Source organism: Streptomyces sp. UF-297 (genome assembly GCF_058245575.1).
Window position 1 is genome coordinate 1 of the sequence record NZ_JBSIBZ010000041.1, and the last position, 26,117, is coordinate 26,117.

Here is a 26,117-nt window from a genome sequence, read left to right on the forward strand (position 1 = left end):
GTCGTACGGGCATCTCCGCGTCTGCGGGGGCGTTGGCGGGGTCCTGGACCGGCCGGTCCGCCGCAGAGCCGCAGGGGTGGATCCGCGGGGCCGCTCCGGTCCGCCCGCGGGGGTGGGACGCGCAGGGGGGACGGCGTATGGAGCCGCGCGCGGGTGGGGTACCCTCTTCTGCTCGATTGGCGGTCGACATGACCCGTATGGCACACTGTCCAGGTTGCTCGGTTGAGTGCCGATGCTGCGCGCCTCCCGCCGGGAGGACTGGAAGCGAGTCCCAGGTATTCGTCGCCTCTTATCAGGGGCGGAAGTACGGGAATCTTCCGGGAAGCGTCAGCGGGGTGCCTCGGCCAGGCGCCCGGTGGGTGTTCTTCCCCCGCCTTCTCCTTCTTGAAGGATTCCCCTGTGGGGATTCACGTAGAAGGGGTGCGACACGCCCGACCGCGTGGGTCGGAGGCAGGACCGTGCTTCTCCCGAAGCGCAGCGCACCGGGTCCCAGAGCGTTACGAGAGACAGGACTACGAAGTAGCCATGGCGGGACAGAAGATCCGCATCCGGCTCAAGGCCTACGACCACGAGGTCATCGACAGCTCGGCGAAGAAGATCGTCGAGACGGTGACCCGCACTGGTGCGTCGGTCGCGGGCCCGGTGCCGCTGCCCACTGAAAAGAACGTGTACTGCGTCATCAAGTCGCCGCACAAGTACAAGGACTCGCGCGAGCACTTCGAGATGCGCACGCACAAGCGCCTGATCGACATTCTCGACCCGACGCCCAAGACCGTTGACTCGCTGATGCGCCTGGACCTTCCGGCCGGCGTTGACATCGAGATCAAGCTCTGAGAGGCGCAGTAGAGATGGCTAAGCAGATCAAGGGCATCCTGGGCGAGAAGCTCGGCATGACCCAGGTCTGGGACGAGAACAACCGTGTCGTCCCGGTCACTGTGGTCAAGGCCGGCCCCTGCGTCGTTACCCAGGTGCGCACCAATGACCAGGACGGTTACGACTCCGTCCAGATCGCCTTCGGCGAGATCGACCCGCGCAAGGTGAACAAGCCCCTCAAGGGCCACTTCGCCAAGGCCGACGTCACCCCCCGTCGTCACCTCGTCGAGGTCCGTACCGCTGACGCCAGCGAGTACACCCTCGGCCAGGAGCTGACCGCTGAGACCTTCGAGTCCGGCGTCAAGGTCGACGTGACCGGCAAGAGCAAGGGCAAGGGCTTCGCCGGTGTCATGAAGCGTCATGGCTTCCACGGCGGCAAGGCCTCCCACGGTGCCCACCGCGTGCACCGCAAGCCGGGCTCCATCGGTGGCTGCGCCACCCCGGGCCGCGTGTTCAAGGGCATGCGGATGGCCGGCCGTATGGGCAATGAGCGGGTCACCACCCAGAACCTGACCGTCCACGCCGTTGACGCGGAGAAGGGTCTGCTGCTCATCAAGGGCGCAGTTCCTGGTCCGAACGGCGGCCTCGTCCTGGTCCGTACCGCGGCCAAGGGGGCCTGAGGTAACCGATGAGCACCATTGACATCCTTTCGCCGGCAGGCGACAAGGCCGGGACCGTCGAGCTCCCCTCGGAGATCTTCGACGCCAAGGTCAGCGTTCCGCTGATCCACCAGGTCGTTGTCGCGCAGCTGGCCGCTGCCCGTCAGGGCACGCACAAGACCAAGACTCGTGGCGAGGTCCGCGGCGGTGGCAAGAAGCCGTACCGCCAGAAGGGCACCGGCCGCGCGCGCCAGGGTTCGACCCGTGCGCCGCAGTTCGCCGGCGGTGGCATCGTCCACGGCCCCGTGCCGCGTGACTACTCCCAGCGGACCCCGAAGAAGATGAAGGCCGCCGCCCTGCGCGGTGCCCTCACCGACCGGGCCCGCAACAGCCGCATCCACGTCGTCTCCGGCGTGGTCGAGGGCCAGGTCTCCACCAAGGCCGCCAAGGCTCTCCTCGGCAAGGTCAGCGAGCGCAAGAACGTGCTCCTGGTCGCCGAGCGCGCCGACGAGGCCGCGTGGCTGTCCGCCCGCAACCTGCCCCAGGTTCACATCCTGGAGCCGGGCCAGCTGAACACGTACGACGTGCTCGTCTCCGACGACGTGGTCTTCACCAAGGCCGCCTTCGAGTCCTTCGTGTCTGGCCCCAAGGCCGTTGAGACCGAAGGGAGCGACGCCTGATGACTGAGGCCGTCGTCACCAGCAAGACCTTCTCGGACCCGCGCGACATTCTCGTCAAGCCGGTCGTCTCGGAGAAGAGCTACGCGCTGCTGGACGAGAACAAGTACACGTTCATCGTCGCGCCCGGCGCCAACAAGACCCAGATCAAGCAGGCCGTCGAGGCGGTCTTCTCGGTCAAGGTCACCGGGGTCAACACGATCAACCGGCAGGGCAAGCGCAAGCGCACCCGCACCGGTTTCGGTAAGCGCGCCAACACCAAGCGCGCCATCGTGACCCTCGCCGAGGGCGACCGTATCGACATCTTCGGCGGCCCGGTCTCCTAACGGAGTCCGAGTCGTCCGGAATCGGACGAGGACTGAGAAATGGGTATCCGCAAGTACAAGCCGACGACCCCGGGCCGTCGTGGCTCCAGCGTCGCCGACTTTGTCGAGATCACGCGGTCCACGCCGGAGAAGTCGCTGGTCCGCCCCCTGCACAGCAAGGGCGGCCGTAACAACGCCGGTCGTGTGACCGTTCGCCACCAGGGCGGTGGCCACAAGCGCGCCTACCGAGTGATCGACTTCCGTCGTCACGACAAGGACGGCGTGCCGGCCAAGGTCGCGCACATCGAGTACGACCCCAACCGCACCGCGCGCATCGCGCTGCTGCACTACGCAGACGGCGAGAAGCGCTACATCATCGCTCCCCGCGGCCTCGGCCAGGGTGACCGGATTGAGAACGGCCCTGGCGCCGACATCAAGCCCGGCAACAACCTGCCGCTGCGCAACATCCCCGTGGGTACGACCATCCACGCCATCGAGCTGCGGCCCGGCGGCGGCGCGAAGTTCGCCCGCTCCGCGGGTGCCTCCGTGCAGCTGCTGGCGAAGGAGGGCTCCATGGCCCACCTTCGTATGCCCTCCGGCGAGATCCGTCTGGTCGACGTCCGCTGCCGCGCCACTGTCGGCGAGGTCGGCAACGCCGAGCAGTCGAACATCAACTGGGGCAAGGCCGGCCGTATGCGCTGGAAGGGCGTCCGCCCGACCGTGCGTGGTGTCGTGATGAACCCGGTCGACCACCCGCACGGTGGTGGTGAGGGCAAGACCTCCGGTGGTCGCCACCCGGTCTCGCCCTGGGGCAAGAAGGAGGGTCGTACTCGCTCGCCGAAGAAGGCCAGCAACAAGTACATCGTCCGCCGCCGCAAGACGAACAAGAAGCGCTAGGAGCGGGTTTAGATGCCGCGCAGTCTCAAGAAGGGGCCCTTCGTCGACGGCCACCTCATCAAGAAGGTGGATGTCCAGAACGAAGCCGGCACCAAGAACGTCATCAAGACCTGGTCCCGCCGCTCCATGATCGTCCCGGCCATGCTCGGCCACACGATCGCGGTGCACGACGGCCGCAAGCACGTCCCGGTGTTCGTCACCGAGTCGATGGTCGGCCACAAGCTCGGCGAGTTTGCGCCGACCCGCACCTTCCGCGGCCACGAGAAGGACGACCGCAAGTCGCGGCGTCGCTGATCGGCGGAGTGCGAAGACTATGACTGACACCGAAGGGACAACCATGGAAGCCAGGGCCCAGGCACGCTACGTGCGTGTCACGCCCATGAAGGCCCGCCGCGTGGTGGACCTTGTCCGTGGCATGGATGCCACGGAGGCCCAGGCGGTCCTGCGTTTCGCCCCGCAGGCCGCGTCTGTGCCGGTCGGCAAGGTGCTGGACAGCGCCATTGCCAACGCCGCGCACAACTACGACCACACGGACGCCTCCTCGCTGTACATCAGCGAGGCGTACGTCGACGAGGGCCCGACCCTGAAGCGGTTCCGTCCGCGTGCCCAGGGCCGTGCCTACCGGATCCGCAAGCGGACCAGCCACATCACCGTGGTCGTCAGCAGCAAGGAAGGAACCCGGTAATGGGCCAGAAGGTAAACCCGCACGGGTTCCGGCTCGGCATCACCACCGACTTCAAGTCGCGTTGGTACGCCGACAAGCTGTACAAGGACTACGTCAAGGAAGACGTCGCCATTCGTCGCATGATGACGAAGGGCATGGAGCGCGCCGGTATCTCGAAGGTTGAGATCGAGCGCACCCGTGAGCGCGTCCGCGTTGACATCCACACCGCTCGTCCGGGCATCGTCATCGGCCGCCGCGGCGCCGAGGCGGACCGCATCCGCGGCGAGCTGGAGAAGCTGACCGGCAAGCAGGTCCAGCTGAACATCCTCGAGGTCAAGAACCCCGAGACCGACGCTCAGCTGGTGGCCCAGGCCGTCGCCGAGCAGCTGTCCTCCCGCGTCTCCTTCCGTCGCGCCATGCGTAAGAGCATGCAGTCGACGATGAAGGCCGGCGCCAAGGGCATCAAGATCCAGTGTGGCGGTCGTCTCGGCGGCGCCGAGATGTCCCGCTCGGAGTTCTACCGCGAGGGCCGTGTGCCCCTGCACACGCTCCGTGCGAACGTCGACTACGGCTTCTTCGAGGCCCGTACGACCTTCGGCCGCATCGGTGTGAAGGTCTGGATCTACAAGGGCGACGTCAAGAACATCGCCGAGGTTCGCGCCGAGAACGCCGCCGCCCGTGCGGGCAACCGCCCGGCCCGTGGCGGCGGCAACGACCGCCCGCGCCGCGGTGGCGAGCGTGGCGGCCGTGGCCGCAAGCCGCAGCAGCAGAACGCCGCTGCCGAGGCCCCCAAGGCCGAGGCCGCTGCCGCTGCTCCGGCGGAGACCCCCGGAACGGAGGCCTGACCGACATGCTGATCCCTCGCAGGGTCAAGCACCGCAAGCAGCACCACCCCAAGCGCAACGGCATGGCCAAGGGTGGCACCGAGCTGGCCTTCGGTGAGTACGGCATCCAGGCCGTGACTCCGGCCTACGTGACGAACCGGCAGATCGAGTCCGCTCGTATCGCCATGACCCGTCACATCAAGCGTGGCGGCAAGGTGTGGATCAACATCTACCCCGACCGTCCGCTGACGAAGAAGCCGGCCGAGACCCGCATGGGTTCCGGTAAGGGTTCTCCGGAGTGGTGGGTCGCGAACGTCAAGCCCGGTCGGGTGATGTTCGAGCTGTCCTTCCCGAATGAAAAGGTTGCTCGCGAGGCGCTGACCCGCGCCGCGCACAAGCTTCCGATGAAGTGCCGCATCGTGCGGCGCGAGGCAGGTGAGTCGTGATGGCGGCCGGTACCAAGGCGACCGAGCTGCGCGAGCTGAACAACGAGGACCTCGTTGCCAAGCTTCGTGAGGCCAAGGAGGAGCTGTTCAACCTCCGCTTCCAGGCGGCGACCGGACAGCTCGAGAACCACGGCCGGCTGAAGGCCGTCCGCAAGGACATCGCCCGGATCTACACCCTGATGCGTGAGCGCGAGCTCGGCATCGAGACGGTGGAGAGCGCCTGATGAGCGAGAAGAATGTGACTGAGACGAACGAGCAGCGCGGCTTCCGCAAGACCCGCGAGGGTCTCGTCGTCAGCGACAAGATGGACAAGACCGTCGTCGTCGCTGTCGAGGACCGCGTCAAGCACGCGCTGTACGGCAAGGTCATCCGCCGTACGAACAAGCTCAAGGCGCACGACGAGCAGAACGCCGCGGGTGTCGGCGACCGCGTCCTCCTCATGGAGACCCGGCCGCTGTCCGCGACGAAGCGCTGGCGCGTCGTCGAGATCCTCGAGAAGGCCAAGTAATTCCTGCGGGATTTCCGCAGGACAGTTCCGCCAGGCTCGGCGAGGGGCACTGAGGTGTCCCTCGCCGGGAACCGGCAGACGATCAGGAGATAGACGTGATCCAGCAGGAGTCGCGACTGCGTGTCGCCGACAACACTGGTGCGAAGGAAATCCTTTGCATCCGTGTTCTCGGTGGTTCCGGTCGCCGCTACGCGGGCATCGGTGACGTCATCGTCGCCACCGTCAAGGATGCGATCCCCGGTGGCAACGTGAAGAAGGGTGACGTCGTCAAGGCGGTCATCGTTCGCACCGTCAAGGAGCGCCGCCGTCCCGACGGCTCGTACATCCGCTTCGACGAGAACGCGGCCGTCATCCTCAAGAACGATGGCGACCCCCGCGGCACCCGTATCTTCGGCCCCGTGGGCCGTGAGCTGCGCGAGAAGAAGTTCATGAAGATCATCTCGCTCGCGCCGGAGGTGCTGTAACCGATGAAGATCAAGAAGGGCGACCTGGTCCAGGTCATCACCGGTAAGGACAAGGGCAAGCAGGGCAAGGTCATCCAGGCCTTCCCCCGCGAGGACCGCGTCCTGGTCGAGGGTGTCAACCGGGTCAAGAAGCACACCAAGGCCGGCCAGACCGCTCGTGGTTCGAAGACCGGCGGCATCGTGACGACCGAGGCCCCCATCCACGTCAGCAACGTGCAGCTGGTTGTGGAGAAGGACGGCCAGAAGGTTGTCACCCGCGTCGGATACCGCTTCGACGACGAGGGCAACAAGATCCGCGTTGCCAAGCGGACCGGTGAGGACATCTGATGACTGCCACCACCAACGCGCCGCGTCTCAAGACGCGCTACCGCGAAGAGATCGCCGGGAAGCTGCAGGAAGAGTTCTCCTACGAGAACGTCATGCAGATCCCCGGTCTGACCAAGATCGTGGTCAACATGGGTGTGGGCGACGCCGCCCGCGACTCCAAGCTGATCGAGGGCGCCATCCGCGACCTCACCACGATCACCGGCCAGAAGCCGGCCGTCACCAAGGCCCGTAAGTCCATCGCGCAGTTCAAGCTGCGCGAGGGCCAGCCGATCGGTGCCCACGTCACCCTCCGCGGTGACCGCATGTGGGAGTTCCTGGACCGCCTGCTGTCGCTCGCGCTTCCGCGCATCCGCGACTTCCGTGGTCTGTCCCCGAAGCAGTTCGACGGTCGGGGCAACTACACCTTCGGTCTCACGGAGCAGGTCATGTTCCACGAGATCGACCAGGACAAGATCGACCGGACGCGGGGCATGGACATCACCGTGGTTACCACGGCGTCCAACGACGACGAGGGCCGTGCCCTGCTTCGTCACCTCGGCTTCCCGTTCAAGGAGAACTGACCGTGGCGAAGAAGGCTCTGATCGCTAAGGCGGCCCGCAAGCCGAAGTTCGCTGTGCGCGCGTACACGCGTTGCCAGCGCTGCGGCCGGCCGCACTCCGTCTACCGCAAGTTCGGCCTGTGCCGCGTGTGCCTTCGTGAGATGGCTCACCGTGGCGAGCTGCCGGGCGTGACCAAGAGCTCCTGGTAATCCCCTAGTTGGGATTCCGGAGTCTCTCGGTAAGCATCTGGTCTGCGGGAGCCCACCCCTTCATCACCTAGAGTGGAAGGGTTGGGCGCCCGCCGCCCAGGAACGACTTACTACGCCGTAGGTCCCCGTGCCGCACCCGTCCCGCCCATGAGCGGGGAGAGGGATGGCACAGATAGGAAACCCCGGCGAGAGAGGCCGAAGGCCAATTCATGACCATGACTGATCCCATCGCAGACATGCTCACCCGTCTGCGGAACGCGAACTCGGCGTACCACGACACCGTCGTGATGCCGCACAGCAAGATCAAGTCGCACATCGCGGAGATCCTCCAGCAGGAGGGTTACATCACCGGCTGGAAGGTCGAGGACGCTGAGGTCGGCAAGAACCTCACCCTCGAGCTGAAGTTCGGCCCGAACCGTGAGCGCTCGATCGCCGGCATCAAGCGCATCTCGAAGCCGGGTCTGCGTGTTTACGCGAAGTCCACCAACCTGCCGAAGGTCCTCGGCGGCCTGGGCGTGGCGATCATCTCCACGTCCCACGGTCTCCTGACCGGCCAGCAGGCGCAGAAGAAGGGCGTGGGTGGGGAAGTCCTCGCCTACGTCTGGTAACCCGGGAACGGAGGAATAGCTAATGTCGCGTATTGGCAAGCTGCCCATCCAGGTTCCCGCTGGTGTGGACGTCACCATCGATGGCCGCACGGTCCAGGTGAAGGGTCCCAAGGGCACCCTTTCCCACACCGTCGCCGCGCCCATCGAGGTCGCCAAGGGTGAGGACGGCGTCATCAGCGTCACCCGCCCGAACGACGAGCGTCAGAACAAGGCCCTGCACGGCCTGTCCCGCACGCTGGTGGCGAACATGATCACCGGCGTGACCCAGGGCTACAGCAAGGCGCTCGAGATCAGCGGTGTCGGTTACCGCGTTCAGGCGAAGGGCTCCAACCTGGAGTTCTCCCTGGGCTACAGCCACCCGATCCTGATCGAGGCCCCGGAGGGCATCTCCTTCAAGGTCGAGTCGCCCACGAAGCTGAGCGTCGAGGGCATCGACAAGCAGAAGGTCGGCGAGGTCGCCGCCAACATCCGCAAGCTTCGCAAGCCCGACCCCTACAAGGCCAAGGGCGTGAAGTACGCGGGTGAGGTCATCCGCCGCAAGGTCGGAAAGGCTGGTAAGTAAGCCATGGCATACGGTGTGAAGATCGCCAAGGGCGACGCTTACAAGCGTGCCGCCGCGAAGCGGCGCCACATCCGCATCCGTAAGCGGATTTCGGGTACCCCGGAGCGTCCGCGTCTGGTCGTGACGCGGTCCAACCGCGGCATCACCGCTCAGGTCATCGACGACATCGCGGGCCACACGCTGGCCAGCGCGTCGACCCTGGACGCGTCGATCCGCGGTGGCGAGGGCGACAAGAGCGCCCAGGCCAAGAAGGTCGGCGCCCTGGTCGCCGAGCGTGCCAAGGCCGCCGGTGTCGAGGCAGTCGTGTTCGACCGTGGTGGCAAGCAGTACGCCGGGCGGATTGCCGCTCTGGCCGACGCCGCCCGCGAAGCCGGGCTGAAGTTCTAAGCCCCGGTTCCGTAGCTAGCGGACGTAACAGAGAGAGGTAAATCCAATGGCTGGACCCCAGCGCCGCGGAAGCGGTGCCGGTGGCGGCGAGCGGCGGGACCGTAAGGACCGGCGGGACGGCGGCGCAGCTGCCGAGAAGACCGCCTACGTCGAGCGTGTTGTCGCAATCAACCGCGTCGCCAAGGTTGTGAAGGGTGGTCGTCGCTTCAGCTTCACCGCGCTGGTCGTGGTGGGCGACGGTGACGGCACCGTCGGTGTCGGTTACGGCAAGGCCAAGGAGGTGCCGGCCGCCATCGCCAAGGGTGTAGAGGAGGCCAAGAAGCACTTCTTCAAGGTCCCCCGTATCGCGGGCACCATCCCTCACCCCATCCAGGGCGAGAAGGCTGCGGGCGTCGTCCTGCTCAAGCCGGCTTCCCCCGGTACCGGTGTTATCGCCGGTGGCCCGGTGCGCGCCGTTCTGGAGTGCGCGGGCATCCACGACGTGCTGAGCAAGTCGCTCGGTTCGTCGAACCCGATCAACATCGTGCACGCCACGGTGACCGCGCTTCAGGGCCTGCAGCGCCCCGAGGAGATCGCGGCCCGTCGTGGCCTGCCGCTGGAGGACGTTGCTCCCGCCGCTCTGCTGCGGGCGCGTGCAGGGGTGAACGCGTAATGGCGCGCCTCAAGATCACGCAGACGAAGTCCTACATCGGCAGCAAGCAGAACCACCGCGACACCCTTCGTTCGCTGGGCCTGAAGAAGCTCAACGACGTGGTTGTCAAGGAGGACCGCCCCGAGTTCCGCGGAATGGTGCACACCGTCCGTCACCTCGTGACGGTCGAGGAGGTCGACTGACATGGCGGAGAACAACCCGCTGAAGGTCCACAACCTCCGGCCCGCCCCGGGCGCCAAGACCGCCAAGACCCGTGTGGGTCGTGGTGAGGCGTCCAAGGGTAAGACCGCTGGTCGTGGTACCAAGGGCACGAAGGCCCGCTACCAGGTTCCGGAGCGCTTCGAGGGTGGGCAGATGCCCCTCCACATGCGCCTCCCGAAGCTGAAGGGCTTCAAGAACCCCGCCCACAAGCAGTTCCAGGTCGTGAACCTGGCCAAGCTGGCCGAGCTCTACCCGCAGGGTGGCGAGGTTACGGTGACCGACCTGGTCGCCAAGGGCGCGGTGCGCAAGAACGAGCTCGTCAAGGTCCTGGGCCAGGGCGAGATCTCCGTGGCGCTGCAGGTGACGGTCGACGCCGTCTCCGGCTCCGCCAAGGAGAAGATTGCCGCCGCCGGCGGCAGCGTCACCGAGCTCATCTGAACTCAGTGACGCAATCAACCGGGGATGCCCAGTAATTGGGGCATCCCCGGTTGGTCGTTCCAAGGGGGGCACGTGCGCCGGTAAGGTGGCGTGCACTGTTGCTGTAATTTCCGGGGGTACCCTCGGGCCCGCCGCGTGGTCTGTGCCTGCGCGGTTCTTTGACCGATTTGTATTCGTCGATCCTCAAGACCGTTACCTCTCGCTCGTCAAGGCGGGAGGCGCAGGAGGCACCGTGCTCACCGCGTTCGCCCGAGCGTTCAAGACGCCCGACCTGCGCAAAAAGCTGCTGTTCACGTTGGGGATCATCCTGATCTTCCGGCTCGGCGCGCACGTCCCGGTACCCGGGGTGAACTACTCGAACGTCGAGACCTGCATGAAGGCGGCAGGTTCCAACAGCGGGCTCTTCGGCCTGGTGAACATGTTCAGCGGCGGCGCGCTGCTGCAGATCACGATCTTCGCGCTGGGGATCATGCCGTACATCACGGCGAGCATCATCCTCCAGCTGCTGACCGTCGTGATCCCACGACTCGAAGCCCTCAAGAAGGAGGGGCAGTCAGGGCAGGCCAAGATCACGCAGTACACGCGTTATCTGACGGTCGCGCTGGCGATCCTGCAGGGTACGGGCCTGGTGGCGACCGCCAAGAGCGGCGCCCTCTTCCAGGGCTGCCCGGTGGCGACCGAGATCGTGCCGAGCGACTCCCTGTTCACCACGATCACGATGGTCATCACGATGACCGCCGGCACCGGCCTGATCATGTGGCTCGGTGAGCTGGTCACCGACCGCGGTATCGGCAACGGCATGTCGATCCTGATGTTCGTCTCGATCGCCGCGACCTTCCCCGGCGCGCTGTGGGGCATCAAGCTCTCCGGCAAGCTGGCCGACGGCTGGATCGAGTTCATCGCCGTCATCCTGGTCGGCCTGGCGATGGTCGCTCTGGTGGTCTTCGTCGAGCAGGCGCAGCGCCGCATCCCTGTGCAGTACGCGAAGCGCATGATCGGGCGCCGTTCCTACGGCGGTACGTCCACCTACATCCCGCTCAAGGTGAACCAGGCGGGCGTCATCCCCGTCATCTTCGCCTCGTCGCTGCTCTACATCCCGGCGCTGATCGCTCAGTTCAGCGGCTCGAAGGCGACGTGGGCACAGTGGATCAGCGCCAACTTCGTCAAGGGCGACCACCCGATCTACATCATCACGTACTTCCTCCTGATCGTCTTCTTCGCCTTCTTCTACGTCGCGATTTCCTTCAACCCTGAGGAAGTTGCCGACAACATGAAGAAGTATGGTGGCTTCATCCCGGGCATCCGGGCTGGTCGTCCGACGGCCGAGTACCTCAGCTACGTGCTCAACCGGATCACGTGGCCGGGCTCGCTGTATCTGGGCCTGATTGCGCTCGTACCAACAGTGGCGTTGGTGCTGTTCAACGCGAACCAGAACTTCCCGTTCGGCGGGACGAGCATCCTGATCATCGTGGGTGTGGGTCTGGAGACCGTGAAGCAGATCGAGAGCCAGCTCCAGCAGCGCAACTACGAAGGGTTCCTCCGCTGATGCGAATCGTCCTCGTCGGGCCTCCCGGGGCCGGCAAGGGTACGCAGGCCGCGTACCTTGCCAAGAACCTCGCGATCCCGCACATCTCCACGGGCGACCTTTTCCGCGCCAACATGAGCCAGGGCACGCCGCTGGGCCAGCAGGCCAAGGAGTACATGAGCGCCGGACAGCTCGTGCCGGACTCGGTGACGATCGGGATGGCTGAGGACCGGATGGACCAGGAGGACGCCCAGGGCGGCTTCCTGCTGGACGGCTTCCCGCGCAACCTCGGCCAGGCCGAGGCGCTGGACGCCTACCTCAAGGGCAAGGACCTGAAGCTGGACGCCGTCCTGGACCTGGAGGTCCCCGAGGACGAGGTCGTCAAGCGGATCGCGGGCCGCCGCATCTGCCGCAACGACAGCAGCCACGTCTTCCACGTGGTCTACAACGCGCCGAAGACCGAGGGCGTGTGCGACGCCTGCGGCGGCGAGCTGTACCAGCGTGAGGACGACCGCGAGGAGACCGTCCGCAAGCGGCTGGAGGTCTACCACACGGAGACCGAGCCGATCATCGACTACTACAAGGCACAGGACCTGGTCGTCACGATCCCGGCCCTGGGCAAGGTGGACGAGGTCACGGAGCGTGCGATGGCCGCGCTCCGCAGTGGCGAGTAGCCCCGAGGCTCCTGATACGGCCGCGGTGCCCCGTAGGGCATCGCGGCCGTACTGTTGAACACGTACGAACGCGCAGCGGGTGCTGCGGTCACAGCGACGAATGAAGGCGGAAGGCGCCAGCATGGTGGAGATCAAGACCCCGGAGCAGATCGCGAAGATGCGCGAGGCGGGGCTGGTCGTCGCCGCCATCCACGCGGCGACGCGGGAGGCGGCGGTCCCCGGCGCCACCACCAAGGACCTGGACGACGTCGCCCGCAAGGTGATCGCCGAGCACGGCGCCAAGTCGAACTTCCTGGGGTACGGCGGCTTCCCCGCCACGATCTGCACGTCCGTGAACGACGTCGTGGTGCACGGCATCCCCGACGAGAACACCGTCCTGCAGAACGGCGACATCATCTCCATCGACGCCGGCGCGATCATCGACGGCTGGCACGGCGACGCCGCCTACACCGCCTTCGTCGGCTCCGGTCACTCCCCGGAGCTGGTCGAGCTGAGCCGGGTGACCGAGGAGTCCATGTGGGCGGGCATCGCGGCCGTACGCAAGGGCAACCGCCTGGTCGACATCTCCCGGGCCATCGAGGGCTACATCCGGCGCCAGCCGCGGCCCGCGAACGGCAAGTACGGCATCGTCGAGGACTACGGCGGCCACGGCATCGGCTCGCAGATGCACATGGACCCGCACCTGCTGAACTATGTCGAGCGCAAGCGCGGCCGCGGCCCCAAGCTCGTGCCGGGCTTCTGCATCGCGATCGAGCCCATGGTCAACCTGGGCACCCCCAAGACCCACGTCCTCGAGGACGACTGGACGGTCAAGTCCGACGACGGCGGCTGGTCCTCGCACTGGGAGCACTCGGTGGCGCTGACCGAGCAGGGCCCGCTGGTCCTGACCGCGGTCGACGGCGGCAAGGCCAAGCTCGCCGAGTACGGCATCGAGGCGGCGCCGGATCCGTTGGCGTAAGTGTCGGGGGCCCTGGCGTAACGATCTCGTGAGCTGGGCAATAATCGTGGATTCGTCTTTTCGTGTGCACTGACGTAGACTGACGCGTCGGCTCTCGTGCATCCGTATGCCTGCTGTTTGGCAGCCACGCGGTGCGAGAGTTGATCAAGGTAGCCGATTCGAAGGGCGAAGCGTGGCCAAGAAGCAAGGTGCCATCGAAATCGAGGGCACCGTGATCGAGTCCCTCCCGAACGCCATGTTCAAGGTGGAGCTCCAGAACGGTCACAAGGTCCTCGCGCACATCAGCGGCAAGATGCGTATGCACTACATCCGCATCCTTCCGGATGACCGGGTCGTCGTGGAGCTCTCTCCCTACGACCTGACGCGTGGCCGGATCGTCTACCGCTACAAGTAGATCTTGTCGACGCCCCGCTCCCGTGGGGTGACGGCACTGACCCGGAGAACCTCACATCCCATGAAGGTCAAGCCGAGCGTCAAGAAGATCTGCGACAAGTGCAAGGTGATCCGCCGTCACGGCCGGGTCATGGTCATCTGCGACAACCTGCGCCACAAGCAGCGCCAGGGCTGACGCACGCCGACCTGCATTTCGCAGTTCTTCGCGCGACGCGAGCAATACGTACATACGCAGGGTCCGACCAGCCACGGCTGGCGACACCTCCGGCGGGGGCCGGAGACCCGGACCGTACCGCCTCTTCTGTCTGCAGGAGGGGCCGGCGGGCGGGAATGGCCCTGCGGAAGACCCCCGAATATCAACTGGAGCCATTGAATGGCACGCGTTTCCGGTGTTGACATTCCGCGCGACAAGCGCGTGGAGGTCGCACTCACCTACGTCTTCGGTATCGGCCGCACCCTGGCGAAGCAGACGCTCGACGCCGCCGGTGTGAACCCGAACACCCGCGTTCGTGACCTGGCCGAAGAGGACCTGGTCAAGATCCGCGAGTACGTGGACGCCAACCTCAAGACCGAGGGTGACCTCCGTCGTGAGGTTCAGGCCGACATCCGCCGCAAGGTCGAGATCGGCTGCTACCAGGGTCTGCGTCACCGCCGCGGCCTGCCGGTCCACGGTCAGCGCACCAGCACGAACGCTCGTACCCGCAAGGGCCCGCGTCGCGCCATCGCCGGCAAGAAGAAGCCGGGCAAGAAGTAGTCCTCAGCAGGACGCTTACCAGCGGTCTTCGCTGTAGGACCGACCACCTCCACGGGAGTAATGAATGCCTCCGAAGGGCCGTACGGCCGGCGCCAAGAAGGTGCGCCGCAAGGAGAAGAAGAACGTCGCCCACGGGCACGCTCACATCAAGAGCACGTTCAACAACACCATCGTTTCGATCACCGACCCCACGGGCAACGTGATCTCCTGGGCCTCGGCCGGCCACGTCGGCTTCAAGGGCTCGCGCAAGTCGACCCCGTTCGCCGCGCAGATGGCCGCCGAGTCGGCTGCCCGCCGCGCGCAGGAGCACGGCATGCGCAAGGTCGACGTGTTCGTCAAGGGTCCCGGCTCCGGCCGTGAGACCGCGATCCGCTCCCTCCAGGCCACCGGCCTTGAGGTGGGTTCGATCCAGGACGTCACGCCGACTCCGCACAACGGCTGCCGCCCTCCCAAGCGTCGCCGCGTCTGACGACCAGCTGAAGCAGGAGACAAAACAATATGGCGCGTTACACCGGGGCCGACTGCAAGCGTTGCCGTCGGGAGAAGCAGAAGCTGTTCCTCAAGGGCAGCAAGTGTGAGAGCGCAAAGTGCCCGATCGAGATTCGTCCTTACCCCCCGGGTGAGCACGGACGCGGGCGCACCAAGGACAGCGAGTACCTGCTGCAGCTTCGTGAGAAGCAGAAGTGCAGCCGGATCTACGGTGTTCTTGAGAAGCAGTTCGTCGGGTACTACAAGGAAGCGAACCAGAAGACCGGCAAGACCGGTGAGAACCTTCTGCGCATCCTGGAGACCCGGCTGGACAACGTGGTCTACCGGGCCGGCTTCGCCAAGTCCCGGGACCACGCTCGTCAGCTGGTCCGTCACGGACACATCAACGTGAACGGCCGCAAGACCGACATTCCGTCGGCTCGCGTGGCCGTGAACGACATCATCGAGGTCCGCGAGTCCTCCAAGAACCTGACCCCCTTCCAGGTGGCTCAGGCGGAGGCAGGCGAGAAGAGTGTTCCGGCCTGGCTGGAATCGATTCCTTCGAAGCTGCGGATTCTCGTGCACGGCCTGCCCGAGCGCCAGGTGATCGACACCCAGGTGCAGGAGCAGCTGATCGTTGAGCTCTACTCCAAGTAAGAGCTCATAACGGGGCGGGCGGTACGACTCCACAGGGGACGTGCCGCCCGTACCCTTGTCAGTACAGCGGACGTCAAATAGTGGTCGTCCACAACTGAAGGATCTCCAACATGCTTATCGCTCAGCGTCCCTCGCTGACCGAAGAGGTCGTCGACGAGTACCGCTCGCGGTTCGTGATCGAGCCGCTGGAGCCGGGCTTCGGCTACACCCTCGGCAACTCCCTGCGTCGTACGCTCCTCTCCTCGATTCCGGGTGCGGCGGTCACGTCCATCCGCATCGACGGTGTCCTGCACGAGTTCACCACCGTGCCGGGCGTCAAGGAGGACGTCACCGACCTCATCCTGAACATCAAGCAGCTGGTCGTCTCCTCGGAGCACGACGAGCCGGTCGTGATGTACCTGCGCAAGCAGGGCCCCGGCCTGGTCACCGCTGCTGACATCGCCCCGCCGGCCGGCGTCGAGGTCCACAACCCGGACCTGGTCCTGGCCACGCTCAACGGCAAGGGCAAGCTGGAGATGGAGCTGACCGTCGAGCGCGGTCGCGGCTACGTTTCCGCCGTCCAGAACAAGCAGGTGGGCCAGGAGATCGGCCGTATCCCGGTCGACTCCATCTACTCGCCGGTGCTCAAGGTCACGTACAAGGTCGAGGCGACCCGTGTCGAGCAGCGCACCGACTTCGACAAGCTGATCGTCGACGTCGAGACCAAGCAGGCCATGCGTCCGCGCGACGCCATGGCGTCGGCCGGTAAGACCCTGGTCGAGCTGTTCGGTCTGGCGCGCGAGCTCAACATCGACGCCGAGGGCATCGACATGGGCCCGTCCCCGACGGACGCCGCCCTGGCCGCCGACCTGGCGCTGCCGATCGAGGAGCTCGAGCTCACCGTCCGCTCGTACAACTGCCTCAAGCGCGAGGGCATCCACTCCGTGGGCGAGCTCGTCGCCCGCTCCGAGGCGGACCTGCTCGACATCCGCAACTTCGGTGCGAAGTCGATCGACGAGGTCAAGGCGAAGCTGGCCGGTATGGGCCTGGCGCTGAAGGACTCGCCTCCCGGCTTCGACCCGACCGCCGCCGCCGACGCCTTCGGCGCCGACGACGACGCGGACGCCGGTTTCGTGGAGACCGAGCAGTACTGAGCCCTGGGCTCACTGAACACTTCCGGCGGGCGGCCGCTCGTCGGTAACTGACACCGGTACCTGATACGGCCGGTGCAGACTGAAGGAGAAACACCATGCCGCGTCCCGCAAAGGGAGCCCGCCTCGGCGGCGGCGCCGCGCACGAGCGTCTGATGCTGGCGAACCTCGCCAAGTCGCTGTTCGAGCACGGCCGCATCACCACCACCGAGGCCAAGGCGCGCCGTCTGCGCCCGGTCGCGGAGCGCCTGATCACCAAGGCGAAGAAGGGCGACATCCACAACCGTCGCCTGGTGCTGCAGACGATCACCGACAAGTCGGTCGTCCACACCCTCTTCACCGAGATCGCGCCGCGCTTCGCGGAGCGTCCGGGTGGCTACACCCGGATCACCAAGGTCGGCAACCGTCGTGGCGACAACGCGCCGATGGCGGTCATCGAGCTGGTCGAGGGCGAGATCGCCAAGAAGGCGACCGTCGCTGAGGCCGAGGCTGCTGCGAAGCGCGCCGTCAAGGAGGCCGAGCAGGCTGCCGAGGCGCCGGCTGAGGAGTCGAAGGACGCCTAAGGCTCTGCCTTGTTGAGAGCGGGTCCACCCCTTTGGGGGTGGGCCCGCTTTCGCGTTCGGTGGGTGGGGGTGGGGGCTCGTTCGCGGTCGCGGGGTCCGCTGTGCCCACCTGTTCCGCCCTGCGGAACGCCTGCCCACAGCGAGAGTGAGAGGATCTGTGGGTGAGTGATGAGGTGGAGCCCGGGTCTGTTCGGGTGCGGTTGGATCTTTCTTATGCCGGGACGGAGTTTTCCGGGTGGGCCAAGCAGGCCGGGGGGCGGCGGACGGTTCAGGGGGAGATCGAGGACGCGCTGCGTACGGTGACGCGGTCGGCCGAGACGTATGAGCTGACGGTCGCCGGGCGGACGGACGCCGGAGTGCACGCCCGCGGGCAGGTCGCGCATGTGGATCTGCCGCAGGAGGTGTGGGACGAGCACCGGGACAAGCTGCTCAAGCGGCTGGCCGGGCGGCTGCCCAAGGACGTGCGGGTGTGGCGGGTGGCCGAGGCGCCGTACGGCTTCAACGCGCGGTTCTCGGCGATCTGGCGCCGGTACGCGTACCGGGTGACCGACCACCCCGGCGGCGTGGACCCGCTGCTGCGCGACCATGTGCTGTGGCACGACTGGGAGTTGGACGTCGAGGCGATGAACGCCGCCTCGCAGCCGCTGCTGGGCGAGCACGACTTCGCGGCGTACTGCAAGCGGCGCGAGGGTGCCACCACGATCCGTACGCTGCAGCGGCTGAGCTGGGAGCGGGGCGCGGACGGGATCATCACCGCGACCGTGAAGGCGGACGCCTTCTGCCACAACATGGTGCGCTCGCTGGTGGGCGCGCTGCTGTTCGTGGGCGACGGGCACCGGCCCGTGGAGTGGCCGGGCAAGGTGCTGGCGGCCGGTGTGCGGGACTCGGCGGTGCATGTCGTACGGCCGCACGGGCTGACCCTGGAGGAGGTCGGCTACCCGGCGGACGACCAGCTGATGGCCCGTAACAAGGAGGCCCGCAACAAGCGGACGCTGCCGGGCGCGGGCTGCTGCTGAGAGGGGGCGCCGCCGGGGCCGTACGCGCGCGGCGTACGGCCCGCGGGGTCAGGAGGACTGGGCCGCGGCGGCCTTGGCGGCCTGGTCGTTGCCGCGCTGCATGATGCGGTGCCAGGCGTAGGCGGCGCCGTCCCGGCCGGCCTGGCGGGCCTTGTCGTCGGAGGTCCGTACGTCCTTGCCGTTGGTGTAGCCGGCGATGGTGAAGTAGGCGTACCGGCCGTAGGCGTTGCTGGTGGCCAGGCAGTCCACGCCCTGGCAGAAGGCGGGCAGGCCGCCGCCGTTGAGCGCCGCCAGGTTGGGCTGGGCCTGCTTTTGCACCGTGTCCGCATCGGCCTTGGAGCCGAAGACGGCGATACCGACGGTGACCGCTATGCCGTCCCGGGAGAAGGTGGCGCGCAGCAGCTGCTTGCAGCCGTTGTTGGACAGCACCGAGACCAGGGCGCCCTGCGCGCCCGAGGTGCAGTCCTTGGTGGAGGACGTCTTCGCGACGGGGTAGGCGCGGTCGCCGGCCACCAGCTTCTTGTCGGGGAAGAGGGTGGCGGGGGTGAGCGGGGCCCGGTCCTTCTTGGGGTCGGTGATGTAGTCCCGCGGGTTGGGCGGCGGCGGGACCGTCACATCGGAGAAGGACGGCTTGGGGGTGTCCGGCTGGGCGGGCAGCTCGGGCGAGGGCAGCGCGCCAGGTTTGCCGGAGCCGCCGCCGCTCTTGAGCACGGCGGTGGTGACGATGCCGCCCACCGCGAGTACGCCCAGCGCGCAGCCGCCGATGACCAGCCAGCGCTTGCGGCGGTTCTTGGCCGCGCTCTCGTCGGCGAGTGCGTTCCAGTCGGGAGTCGACGGCGGCTGGCCCCCGGGCCCGTACGGCCCCCCTTGCCCAAAGCTCATGCCGCGCATCTTAAGGGAGGGCGGGGACCGGTGGGCTTGGTGGGCGCCGTGGGGCGGGCTCGCCGCGGGCCCCGCTAATCCGGTTGGTCGGGACGGGGGCGGGCGGCGAGAATTGCCCACCATGGGACACGTGGAGGCTGGACATCTGGAGTACTACCTGCCGGACGGGCGGGTGCTGTTGGCCGATGTGTCCTTCCGGGTCGGCGAGGGCGCCGCGGTCGCCCTGGTGGGAGCCAACGGCGCGGGCAAGACGACGCTGCTGAAGCTGATCGCGGGGGAGCTGCAGCCGCACGGCGGGGCGGTGACCGTCAGCGGGGGGCTGGGCGTGATGCCGCAGTTCGTCGGGTCGGTGCGGGACGAGCGGACCGTACGGGACCTGCTGGTCTCGGTCGCACAGCCGCGGATCCGCGAGGCCGCCAAGGCGGTGGACGAGGCCGAGCACGCGATCATGACCGTCGACGACGAGGCCGCGCAGATGCGGTACGCGCAGGCGCTCAGCGACTGGGCCGAGGCGCGCGGGTACGAGGCCGAGACGGTGTGGGACATGTGCACCATGGCCGCGCTCGGCGTCCCGTACGACAAGGCGCAGTGGCGGCAGGTGCGCACCCTGAGCGGCGGTGAGCAAAAGAGGCTGGTGCTGGAGTCGCTGCTGCGCGGCAGCGACGAGGTGCTGCTGCTGGACGAGCCGGACAACTATCTGGACGTGCCGGGCAAGCGGTGGCTGGAGGAGCGGCTGCGCGAGACGAAGAAGACGGTGCTCTTCGTCAGCCACGACCGGGAACTGCTGTCCCGGGCGGCGGACAAGATCGTCGCGGTCGAGCCGGGGCCCGCCGGGTCCGATGTGTGGGTGCACGGCGGCGGTTTCGCGACCTTCCACGAGGCGCGCAGGGAGCGGTTCGCGCGCTTCGAGGAGCTCAAGCGGCGCTGGGAGGAGAAGCACGCGCAGCTGAAGAAGCTGGTGGTCACGCTGCGGCAGGCGGCCTCCGTCAGCCATGAGATGGCCTCCCGGTACGCCGCGGCCCAGACGCGGCTGCGCAAGTTCGAGGAGGCCGGGCCGCCGCCGGAGCCGCCGCGCGAGCAGGAGATCACCATGCGGCTGCGGGGCGGGCGTACCGGCGTACGGGCCGTGACCTGCGAGAACCTCGAACTGAGCGGGCTGATGAAGCCCTTCTCGCTGGAGGTCTTCTACGGGGAGCGGGTGGCCGTCCTCGGGTCGAACGGCTCGGGCAAGTCGCACTTTCTGCGGCTGCTGGCCGGTGACCGCGACAACCCTGTCGCGCATACGGGCCGGTGGAAGCTGGGCGCCCGCGTCGTACCCGGCCACTTCGCGCAGACCCATGCCCACCCGGAGCTGGAGGGCCGCGTCCTCCTGGACATCCTGTGGAGCGAGCACGCCAAGGACCGGGGCCAGGCGATGAGCGCCCTGCGCCGCTACGAGCTGGAGCGCCAGGCCGAGCAGCGCTTCGAGAAGCTCTCCGGCGGCCAGCAGGCCCGCTTCCAGATCCTGCTGCTGGAGCTGGCCGGGACGACCGCGCTGCTGCTGGACGAGCCGACGGACAACCTGGACCTGGAGAGTGCGGAGGCGCTGCAGGAGGGGCTGGAGGCGTACGAGGGGACGGTGCTGGCGGTGACCCACGACCGCTGGTTCGCCAAGTCCTTCGACCGCTATCTGGTCTTCGGGTCGGACGGTCGGGTACGGGAGACGGCCGAGCCGGTGTGGGACGAGCGGCGGGTCGAGCGGGAGCGGTAGCGGCTGAGGATCTAGGGCCTGTCCCGCCGAGCCATCGGCGGGACAGGCCCTAGCCTTGCCGCATGACGGCCCTCAAAGAGGATCTTTCCGGCATTCCGGATGCCGATGGTGCGCCTGATTCTTTCGGTGCCGCCGGGGACTCGCCGGTGGTGCAGTGGCTGCTGCGGCCCGCCTCCTGGGTGCTGCGGGCGGTGGCCGGCGGGCTGATGGCGGTGCTGATCGTGCAGATCTACCGCGTCAGCCCGACCGTCGGGATGGACAACGCCTTCGTGGTCAAGGCGGCGCGGGCGCTGCTGGAGGGCGGTGCCCCGTACGCCGACAAGCGCTTTCTGTACCTGCCCGGTGCGGTGATCGCGGCGGTGCCCGGGGCGCTGCTGTCCAAGGGCGAGCTGCGGCTGCTGGTGCCGGTGGCCGGGACGGCGCTGGTGCTGCTGGGATGGGCCCTCTCACTGCGGATCTTCCGGGTTCCGCTGGGCAGCAGGCTGGCGGCGCTGGGCGTGGTGGGCCTGGTCTTCTTCGAGCCGTTCCGCAATGTCGTCAACATCGGCAACTGGACGCTGGCCTCGGTGGTGGCGCTGCCCCTGGCGCTGCTGCTGGCGCTGCGCGGCCGGTGGGCGGCGGCGGGCGTGGTGATCGGGCTGGCGCTCGCGCTCAAGCCGATGCTGCTGCCGCTGGTGCTGCTCCTGGTCTTCGCGCGGCGCTGGCGGGCGCTGGCGCTGGCAGCGGCGGTCCCGGTGGCGGCGTCCGTGCTGGCGGCGCTGGCGATGCCCCGCCCCGGGATGTTCTTCACCCGCACACTGCCCTTCCTGCTGCGCGGCCAGGACAGCTTCGCGCGCCCCTTCGACGCCTCGCTCGGCATGATCCTCACGCGGCTGGGGGCGCCGGAGCCGCTGGCGTACGCCCTGGCGGCGACAGCGGCGGCGGCCGGGGTGGGCTGTGCGTGGCTGCGGTGGCGGCGTGGCGACGGGCAGGGAAGCGGGCAGGGCCACGGGCAGGGCCACGGGCAGGGAGGGGCCGCGCTGCGGCTGGTGGAGAGCGCCGCGATGCTGATGCTGGCGGCCTTCCTGGTCTCCCGGCCCTCCTTCGACCACTACCTGCTCGTGGTGCTGCTGCCGCTGCTGGCGTCGGTGGCCGTGCCCGGCTCGCTGCCCCGTACGGCCTGGTTCTGGGTCGCGCTGGTGCCGCAGATCTCCGGGATGTCCTGGCCGTATCTGGAGACCATCCAGCGCCGGGCCTTCAGAGACGCGGCGATGCTGTGGATCCTCGCCGCGGCGCTGGCCTGGGCCTGTGTACGGGGGCGGAAGGGGCGGGCGGTGCCCGTGGGGGAGGCTCGTACGCCGGTTCGGGGCGCGTTTTGACCCGACTGGGGGCGGGCCGGTATTCTGCTGGTTCGTTATGCGTATTGGCTTGCTCTATCTCACGTGAGGGGCCCTTACGCCGGTCCGCCGGAGCGGTCCAGCGGTACGAACCCGGGTTGCGTCACCCGCGGAGTGCCAGTGCTGTGACCGTTTGTGGTGGCCAGTACAGGACCCTATTCACTGAAGAAGCGAAGGCTAACCGTGCGTACGTTCAGCCCCAAGCCCGGCGATGTCCAGCGCCAGTGGCACATCATCGACGCGCAGGACGTTGTCCTGGGCCGTCTGGCCTCTCAGGCTGCCTCCCTTCTGCGGGGCAAGCACAAGCCGGTCTACGCGCCCCACGTCGACACCGGTGACTTCGTCATCATCGTCAACGCCGACAAGGTGCACCTGTCCGGCAACAAGCGGACCCAGAAGATGGCCTACCGCCACTCCGGTTTCCCGGGTGGTCTGCGCTCGGTCCGCTACGACGAGCTGCTCGACAAGAACCCCGAGAAGGCCGTCGAGAAGGCCATCAAGGGCATGCTCCCCAAGAACACCCTCGGCCGCCAGATGCTCTCGAAGCTGAAGGTCTACGCGGGCTCCGAGCACCCCCACGGTGCCCAGCAGCCCGTCCCGTTCGAGATCACCCAGGTCGCGCAGTAAGTCCGGCCACACCCCCTAAGACGAAAAGAATCTGAGGAGCATCGTGGCCGAGACCACCGCCGAGACCCCCGTCGTCGAAGACGAGAACGTCTCCGTCGAGGAGTACACCACCGAGTCCGAGGTCGTGGAGTCGGAGTACACCTCCGAGTCCCTCGCCTCCCGCTTCGGCGACCCCCAGCCGGCTGCCGGCCTGGGCCGTCGCAAGAACGCCATCGCCCGCGTCCGGATCGTCCCGGGCACCGGCCAGTGGAAGATCAACGGTCGCACCCTTGAGGGCTACTTCCCCAACAAGGTGCACCAGCAGGAAGTCAACGAGCCCTTCAAGGTGCTCGAGCTCGACAACCGCTACGACGTCATCGCCCGCATCTCCGGCGGCGGCATCTCCGGCCAGGCCGGTGCGCTGCGCCTGGGCGTGGCCCGTGCGCTGAACGAGGCCGACGTCGAGAACAACCGCGGCCCGCTGAAGAAGGCCGGCTTCCTCAAGCGCGACGACCGTGCGGTCGAGCGCAAGAAGGCCGGTCTGAAGAAGGCCCGCAAGGCTCCGCAGTACAGCAAGCGCTAATTGCCGCTCGCTGCGCTCGCAGCTTTGGCGAACGCCCCGGTGGCACGATCCGTGCTGCCGGGGCGTTCGGCTATCCAAGACCAGGGGCGTATACCTGGACGTAAGACCCCGGTCCAAGCTCATCTACTCGGAGGACACCAGTGGGACGACTCTTCGGCACGGACGGTGTGCGCGGTGTCGCCAATGCGGATCTGACGGCGGAGCTCGCGCTCGGCCTCTCGGTCGCTGCGGCGCATGTGCTTGCCGAGGCCGGCACGTTTGAAGATCATCGTCCGGTTGCGGTGGTCGGCCGTGATCCGCGGGCGTCGGGGGAGTTCCTGGAGGCCGCGGTCGTCGCGGGCCTGGCGAGCGCGGGTGTGGATGTGCTGCGGGTGGGCGTACTGCCGACCCCGGCGGTGGCGTACCTGACCGGGTCGCTCGGCGCGGACCTGGGCGTGATGCTCTCCGCCAGCCACAACCCGATGCCCGACAACGGCATCAAGTTCTTCGCCCGCGGCGGCCACAAGCTCGCCGACGAGCTGGAGGACCGTATCGAGGAGACCTACCGCTCGCACGCCTCCGGCGAGCCCTGGCAGCGGCCGACGGGCGCGGGCGTGGGCCGGGTCAAGGTCTACGACGAAGGCTTCGACAACTACGTCGCCCATTTGGTGGGTGTGCTGCCCAACCGCCTTGACGGCCTGAAGATCGTCATCGACGGGGCGCACGGCGCGGCGGCGCGGGTCTCCCCGGAGGCGTTCGCGCGGGCCGGCGCCGAGGTCGTCACCATCGGTACGGACCCCGACGGCCTCAACATCAACGAGGGCTGCGGCTCCACCCACCTGGACCTGCTGCGCGCAGCGGTCGTCGAGCACGGCGCCGACCTGGGCGTCGCCCACGACGGCGACGCCGACCGCTGCCTGGCCGTGGACGGCGCGGGCCACGAGGTCGACGGCGACCAGATCCTGGCCGTACTGGCCCTGGGCATGCGCGAGTCGGGCACCCTGCGCAAGAACACCGTGGTCGCCACCGTCATGTCCAACCTCGGCTTCAAGCTGGCCATGGAACGCGAGGGCATCGACCTGGTCCAGACGGCGGTCGGCGACCGCTACGTCCTGGAGGAGATGAAGGCCAACGGCTTCGCGCTGGGCGGCGAGCAGTCCGGGCACGTCATCGCGCTCGACCACGCCACCACCGGCGACGGCACCCTCACCGGCCTCATGCTGGCCGCCCGCGTGGCGGCGACCGGCCGCCCGCTGAGCGAGCTGGCCGGCGTCATGCAGCGGCTGCCGCAGGTCCTGATCAACGTCCGCGACGTCGACAAGTCGCGGGTCTCCACCTCGCCCGAGCTGATCGCGGCGGTCGCCGAGGCCGAGCGCGAACTGGGCGGCACCGGGCGCGTGCTGCTGCGCCCCTCGGGCACGGAACCGCTGGTACGGGTCATGGTCGAGGCGGCGGACATCGAGCAGGCGCGGTCGGTGGCGGGGCGGCTGGCGGACGTGGTGAAGTCGGCGCTCGGCTAGTCCCTGGCGCATCTCCCGGCGCGTCCCCCGCCCCCTCCCCCTCCTCCCCCTAAAGGGGGAGGGGGCGGGGGGTGGGTTCGGGGGTGGGGGGATGCGGTGGATTGCGAGAATTACCGCGCGGACTCCCGCCTGCCCCGGCCCGCCCCGCCGTTCGTACGGGCCCGCTGCCGGGACCACAGGAGTTTCTGGGTGAGCAGGGTGAGGGTGCCGGCCAGCACGATGCCGCCGAGGTTGAGCAGGAGCTGGCCGGTGGAGCCCCAGGTCTGGGCGTAGTCGTCGTAACTGAAGGCCACCGCGGCGTTGGCGGCTGCCGGGACCGTGGTCACGGAGATGGCCACGCCCACCAGCGCGCCGGACTTCGCCGAGGTCAGCGAGAGCGTGCCGGCGATGCCCGCCAGGAACGCCACGACGAAGGACATCAGGTCCGGCTGCCAGATGAAGGACGTATTGGGGCGGGCCCCTTCGACCTTGTCCTCGGTGAACAGGCCCGCCGCGTCCATGAAGAAGCTGAAGCCCACCGTCAGGACCATGGCGATCGCAAAGCCGACCAGCAGGGCGGTCAGCGAGCGCAGGGCCGGCCGCGGCGCCCGCTGCACCAGGGCCGTACTGAACCCGGCCAGCGGCCCGAACTCCGGGCCGACCGCCATCGCGCCCACGATCAGGATGGCGTTGTCCAGCACCACACCGCACGCCGCGATCATCGTCGCGATGGTCAGGAAGGCGATGTAGGTGACGGAGAGCGTGGACTCCTCGTGGGTGGCGTCCCGCAGGTGCTCCCACAGGACGGCGTCGGCGCCCTCGCCCGGCGCGTCCTCCTCGGCCCGGTCCGCCCGCTCCGACAGCGACAGGTCGATGTTCTCCACGGCGATCGAGCCGCTCTCGTGCAGGCCGAGCGCGCGCAGCTGCCGCAGCAGCCCGTCGCCCGCCTCCCGCGCGACATCGCACAGGACGACGTCGCCGCGCGGGTCGCGGGCGGCCCCGGCGAGCACCGCGACATGCGTGGTGCCCACCGTGTCCTCGATGAGCCGCAGGACCTCGTCGGTGCGCTCGGCCGGGGTGATCAGGCGTAGGTGCAGCATGTCCGCACCTTAACCAGCGGCCCG

At 67.9% G+C, this 26,117-nt stretch carries 39 protein-coding genes; 37 read left to right on the top strand and 2 right to left on the bottom strand.

Features of this window, described 5'->3' with window-relative positions; all coding sequences use genetic code 11:
- The first annotated feature begins 525 nt into the window (after positions 1-525).
- The 32 genes from rpsJ (at position 526) to truA (ending at position 18,318) form a co-directional block, all read left to right on the top strand.
- Positions 526-834 carry a 30S ribosomal protein S10 gene (rpsJ, locus tag AC4IJH_RS22670; RefSeq protein WP_003948644.1) on the top strand — a complete coding sequence of 103 codons (309 nt, stop codon included), beginning with the start codon at positions 526-528 and terminating at the stop codon, positions 832-834.
- Positions 835-848: 14 nt separating this feature from the next.
- Positions 849-1,493 carry a 50S ribosomal protein L3 gene (gene rplC / locus AC4IJH_RS22675; RefSeq protein WP_031003040.1) on the top strand — a complete coding sequence of 215 codons (645 nt, stop codon included), beginning with the start codon at positions 849-851 and terminating at the stop codon, positions 1,491-1,493.
- Positions 1,494-1,501: 8 nt separating this feature from the next.
- On the top strand, positions 1,502-2,152 hold the full coding sequence (gene rplD / locus AC4IJH_RS22680; protein ID WP_490853650.1) for a 50S ribosomal protein L4: 651 nt from the start codon (positions 1,502-1,504) through the stop codon (positions 2,150-2,152).
- Complete coding sequence (gene rplW, locus AC4IJH_RS22685) at positions 2,152-2,475, top strand: 50S ribosomal protein L23 (RefSeq protein WP_490853651.1); 324 nt, start codon at positions 2,152-2,154, stop codon at positions 2,473-2,475. The genes rplD and rplW overlap by 1 nt, the downstream gene beginning before the upstream one ends.
- Before the next feature lie 39 nt (positions 2,476-2,514).
- Positions 2,515-3,351 (top strand): 50S ribosomal protein L2, encoded by an 837-nt coding sequence (gene rplB / locus AC4IJH_RS22690; protein ID WP_490853652.1) that lies wholly within the window; start codon positions 2,515-2,517, stop codon positions 3,349-3,351.
- Positions 3,352-3,363: 12 nt separating this feature from the next.
- Positions 3,364-3,645 carry a 30S ribosomal protein S19 gene (rpsS, locus tag AC4IJH_RS22695; RefSeq protein ID WP_490853653.1) on the top strand — a complete coding sequence of 94 codons (282 nt, stop codon included), beginning with the start codon at positions 3,364-3,366 and terminating at the stop codon, positions 3,643-3,645.
- 43 nt (positions 3,646-3,688) lie between these two features.
- Entirely contained in the window at positions 3,689-4,036 is a 348-nt protein-coding gene (gene rplV / locus AC4IJH_RS22700; RefSeq protein WP_103831837.1) for a 50S ribosomal protein L22, read from the top strand.
- Positions 4,036-4,860: a 30S ribosomal protein S3 gene (gene rpsC, locus AC4IJH_RS22705; RefSeq protein WP_490853654.1), complete on the top strand. Its 825-nt coding sequence runs from the start codon at positions 4,036-4,038 to the stop codon at positions 4,858-4,860. Before rplV ends, rpsC begins: the two co-directional genes overlap by 1 nt.
- A 5-nt stretch (positions 4,861-4,865) precedes the next feature.
- A complete protein-coding gene (gene rplP / locus AC4IJH_RS22710) occupies positions 4,866-5,285 on the top strand; it encodes a 50S ribosomal protein L16 (RefSeq protein WP_355545565.1) in 420 nt (139 codons plus the stop codon).
- Positions 5,285-5,509, top strand: coding sequence for a 50S ribosomal protein L29 (gene rpmC / locus AC4IJH_RS22715; RefSeq protein ID WP_004950453.1), 225 nt, complete (start codon positions 5,285-5,287; stop codon positions 5,507-5,509). Before rplP ends, rpmC begins: the two co-directional genes overlap by 1 nt.
- The gene (gene rpsQ / locus AC4IJH_RS22720) at positions 5,509-5,793 is read left to right on the top strand and encodes a 30S ribosomal protein S17 (RefSeq protein ID WP_490853655.1); all 285 of its coding nucleotides are present in this window, start codon (positions 5,509-5,511) and stop codon (positions 5,791-5,793) included. The genes rpmC and rpsQ overlap by 1 nt, the downstream gene beginning before the upstream one ends.
- 95 nt (positions 5,794-5,888) lie before the next feature.
- A complete protein-coding gene (gene rplN, locus AC4IJH_RS22725; RefSeq protein WP_003998823.1) occupies positions 5,889-6,257 on the top strand; it encodes a 50S ribosomal protein L14 in 369 nt (122 codons plus the stop codon).
- Positions 6,258-6,260: 3 nt separating this feature from the next.
- Entirely contained in the window at positions 6,261-6,584 is a 324-nt protein-coding gene (gene rplX, locus AC4IJH_RS22730) for a 50S ribosomal protein L24 (RefSeq protein WP_030413017.1), read from the top strand.
- Positions 6,584-7,144 carry a 50S ribosomal protein L5 gene (rplE, locus tag AC4IJH_RS22735; protein ID WP_490853656.1) on the top strand — a complete coding sequence of 187 codons (561 nt, stop codon included), beginning with the start codon at positions 6,584-6,586 and terminating at the stop codon, positions 7,142-7,144. The genes rplX and rplE overlap by 1 nt, the downstream gene beginning before the upstream one ends.
- 2 nt (positions 7,145-7,146) lie before the next feature.
- On the top strand, positions 7,147-7,332 hold the full coding sequence (locus AC4IJH_RS22740; RefSeq protein ID WP_004571834.1) for a type Z 30S ribosomal protein S14: 186 nt from the start codon (positions 7,147-7,149) through the stop codon (positions 7,330-7,332).
- 209 nt (positions 7,333-7,541) lie between these two features.
- Positions 7,542-7,940, top strand: coding sequence for a 30S ribosomal protein S8 (gene rpsH / locus AC4IJH_RS22745; RefSeq protein WP_490853657.1), 399 nt, complete (start codon positions 7,542-7,544; stop codon positions 7,938-7,940).
- A gap of 22 nt (positions 7,941-7,962) precedes the next feature.
- A complete protein-coding gene (gene rplF, locus AC4IJH_RS22750; RefSeq protein ID WP_490853658.1) occupies positions 7,963-8,502 on the top strand; it encodes a 50S ribosomal protein L6 in 540 nt (179 codons plus the stop codon).
- Positions 8,503-8,505: 3 nt separating this feature from the next.
- A complete protein-coding gene (gene rplR / locus AC4IJH_RS22755; RefSeq protein ID WP_490853659.1) occupies positions 8,506-8,889 on the top strand; it encodes a 50S ribosomal protein L18 in 384 nt (127 codons plus the stop codon).
- Positions 8,890-8,935: 46 nt separating this feature from the next.
- A complete protein-coding gene (gene rpsE / locus AC4IJH_RS22760; protein ID WP_490853660.1) occupies positions 8,936-9,541 on the top strand; it encodes a 30S ribosomal protein S5 in 606 nt (201 codons plus the stop codon).
- On the top strand, positions 9,541-9,723 hold the full coding sequence (gene rpmD, locus AC4IJH_RS22765) for a 50S ribosomal protein L30 (protein WP_006347219.1): 183 nt from the start codon (positions 9,541-9,543) through the stop codon (positions 9,721-9,723). The genes rpsE and rpmD overlap by 1 nt, the downstream gene beginning before the upstream one ends.
- A 1-nt stretch (position 9,724) precedes the next feature.
- The gene (rplO, locus tag AC4IJH_RS22770; protein ID WP_490853661.1) at positions 9,725-10,180 is read left to right on the top strand and encodes a 50S ribosomal protein L15; all 456 of its coding nucleotides are present in this window, start codon (positions 9,725-9,727) and stop codon (positions 10,178-10,180) included.
- Between the two features lie 232 nt (positions 10,181-10,412).
- The gene (secY, locus tag AC4IJH_RS22775) at positions 10,413-11,726 is read left to right on the top strand and encodes a preprotein translocase subunit SecY (protein ID WP_490853662.1); all 1,314 of its coding nucleotides are present in this window, start codon (positions 10,413-10,415) and stop codon (positions 11,724-11,726) included.
- Complete coding sequence (locus tag AC4IJH_RS22780) at positions 11,726-12,379, top strand: adenylate kinase (RefSeq protein WP_490853663.1); 654 nt, start codon at positions 11,726-11,728, stop codon at positions 12,377-12,379. Before secY ends, AC4IJH_RS22780 begins: the two co-directional genes overlap by 1 nt.
- 121 nt (positions 12,380-12,500) lie before the next feature.
- The gene (map, locus tag AC4IJH_RS22785) at positions 12,501-13,337 is read left to right on the top strand and encodes a type I methionyl aminopeptidase (RefSeq protein ID WP_490853664.1); all 837 of its coding nucleotides are present in this window, start codon (positions 12,501-12,503) and stop codon (positions 13,335-13,337) included.
- Positions 13,338-13,509: 172 nt separating this feature from the next.
- The gene (infA, locus tag AC4IJH_RS22790; RefSeq protein WP_003956442.1) at positions 13,510-13,731 is read left to right on the top strand and encodes a translation initiation factor IF-1; all 222 of its coding nucleotides are present in this window, start codon (positions 13,510-13,512) and stop codon (positions 13,729-13,731) included.
- Positions 13,732-13,791: 60 nt separating this feature from the next.
- On the top strand, positions 13,792-13,905 hold the full coding sequence (gene rpmJ / locus AC4IJH_RS22795; protein ID WP_003956441.1) for a 50S ribosomal protein L36: 114 nt from the start codon (positions 13,792-13,794) through the stop codon (positions 13,903-13,905).
- 198 nt (positions 13,906-14,103) lie between these two features.
- Positions 14,104-14,484, top strand: a complete 381-nt coding sequence (gene rpsM / locus AC4IJH_RS22800) for a 30S ribosomal protein S13 (RefSeq protein ID WP_490853665.1) — start codon at positions 14,104-14,106, stop codon at positions 14,482-14,484.
- A gap of 64 nt (positions 14,485-14,548) precedes the next feature.
- Positions 14,549-14,953 (top strand): 30S ribosomal protein S11, encoded by a 405-nt coding sequence (rpsK, locus tag AC4IJH_RS22805; RefSeq protein WP_004571845.1) that lies wholly within the window; start codon positions 14,549-14,551, stop codon positions 14,951-14,953.
- Positions 14,954-14,982: 29 nt separating this feature from the next.
- Positions 14,983-15,609 (top strand): 30S ribosomal protein S4, encoded by a 627-nt coding sequence (rpsD, locus tag AC4IJH_RS22810; protein ID WP_490853666.1) that lies wholly within the window; start codon positions 14,983-14,985, stop codon positions 15,607-15,609.
- 110 nt (positions 15,610-15,719) lie between these two features.
- Positions 15,720-16,742, top strand: a complete 1,023-nt coding sequence (locus tag AC4IJH_RS22815) for a DNA-directed RNA polymerase subunit alpha (RefSeq protein WP_003956430.1) — start codon at positions 15,720-15,722, stop codon at positions 16,740-16,742.
- Positions 16,743-16,837: 95 nt separating this feature from the next.
- Positions 16,838-17,302 carry a 50S ribosomal protein L17 gene (gene rplQ, locus AC4IJH_RS22820; protein ID WP_490853667.1) on the top strand — a complete coding sequence of 155 codons (465 nt, stop codon included), beginning with the start codon at positions 16,838-16,840 and terminating at the stop codon, positions 17,300-17,302.
- 161 nt (positions 17,303-17,463) lie between these two features.
- Entirely contained in the window at positions 17,464-18,318 is an 855-nt protein-coding gene (gene truA / locus AC4IJH_RS22825) for a tRNA pseudouridine(38-40) synthase TruA (RefSeq protein ID WP_490853668.1), read from the top strand.
- A 48-nt stretch (positions 18,319-18,366) separates the two neighbouring features.
- Here truA and AC4IJH_RS22830 read toward each other — a convergent pair whose 3' ends face one another.
- Positions 18,367-19,200 (bottom strand): hypothetical protein, encoded by an 834-nt coding sequence (locus tag AC4IJH_RS22830; RefSeq protein ID WP_490853669.1) that lies wholly within the window; start codon positions 19,198-19,200, stop codon positions 18,367-18,369.
- A 121-nt stretch (positions 19,201-19,321) separates the two neighbouring features.
- On the opposite strand from AC4IJH_RS22830, the gene AC4IJH_RS22835 reads away from it, so the two are divergent.
- From AC4IJH_RS22835 to glmM, 5 genes are all read left to right on the top strand, one after another.
- A complete protein-coding gene (locus tag AC4IJH_RS22835; RefSeq protein WP_490853670.1) occupies positions 19,322-20,950 on the top strand; it encodes an ABC-F family ATP-binding cassette domain-containing protein in 1,629 nt (542 codons plus the stop codon).
- Between the two features lie 62 nt (positions 20,951-21,012).
- Positions 21,013-22,308, top strand: a complete 1,296-nt coding sequence (locus AC4IJH_RS22840) for a glycosyltransferase 87 family protein (RefSeq protein WP_490853671.1) — start codon at positions 21,013-21,015, stop codon at positions 22,306-22,308.
- 201 nt (positions 22,309-22,509) lie between these two features.
- The gene (rplM, locus tag AC4IJH_RS22845) at positions 22,510-22,953 is read left to right on the top strand and encodes a 50S ribosomal protein L13 (RefSeq protein ID WP_490853672.1); all 444 of its coding nucleotides are present in this window, start codon (positions 22,510-22,512) and stop codon (positions 22,951-22,953) included.
- Positions 22,954-22,996: 43 nt separating this feature from the next.
- Complete coding sequence (gene rpsI, locus AC4IJH_RS22850) at positions 22,997-23,515, top strand: 30S ribosomal protein S9 (RefSeq protein ID WP_490853673.1); 519 nt, start codon at positions 22,997-22,999, stop codon at positions 23,513-23,515.
- A gap of 140 nt (positions 23,516-23,655) precedes the next feature.
- On the top strand, positions 23,656-25,014 hold the full coding sequence (gene glmM, locus AC4IJH_RS22855; protein ID WP_490853674.1) for a phosphoglucosamine mutase: 1,359 nt from the start codon (positions 23,656-23,658) through the stop codon (positions 25,012-25,014).
- Between the two features lie 110 nt (positions 25,015-25,124).
- On the opposite strand, the gene AC4IJH_RS22860 is transcribed toward glmM, so the two are convergent.
- Positions 25,125-26,093 carry a DUF389 domain-containing protein gene (locus AC4IJH_RS22860; protein WP_490853675.1) on the bottom strand — a complete coding sequence of 323 codons (969 nt, stop codon included), beginning with the start codon at positions 26,091-26,093 and terminating at the stop codon, positions 25,125-25,127.
- Positions 26,094-26,117: the final 24 nt, after the last annotated feature.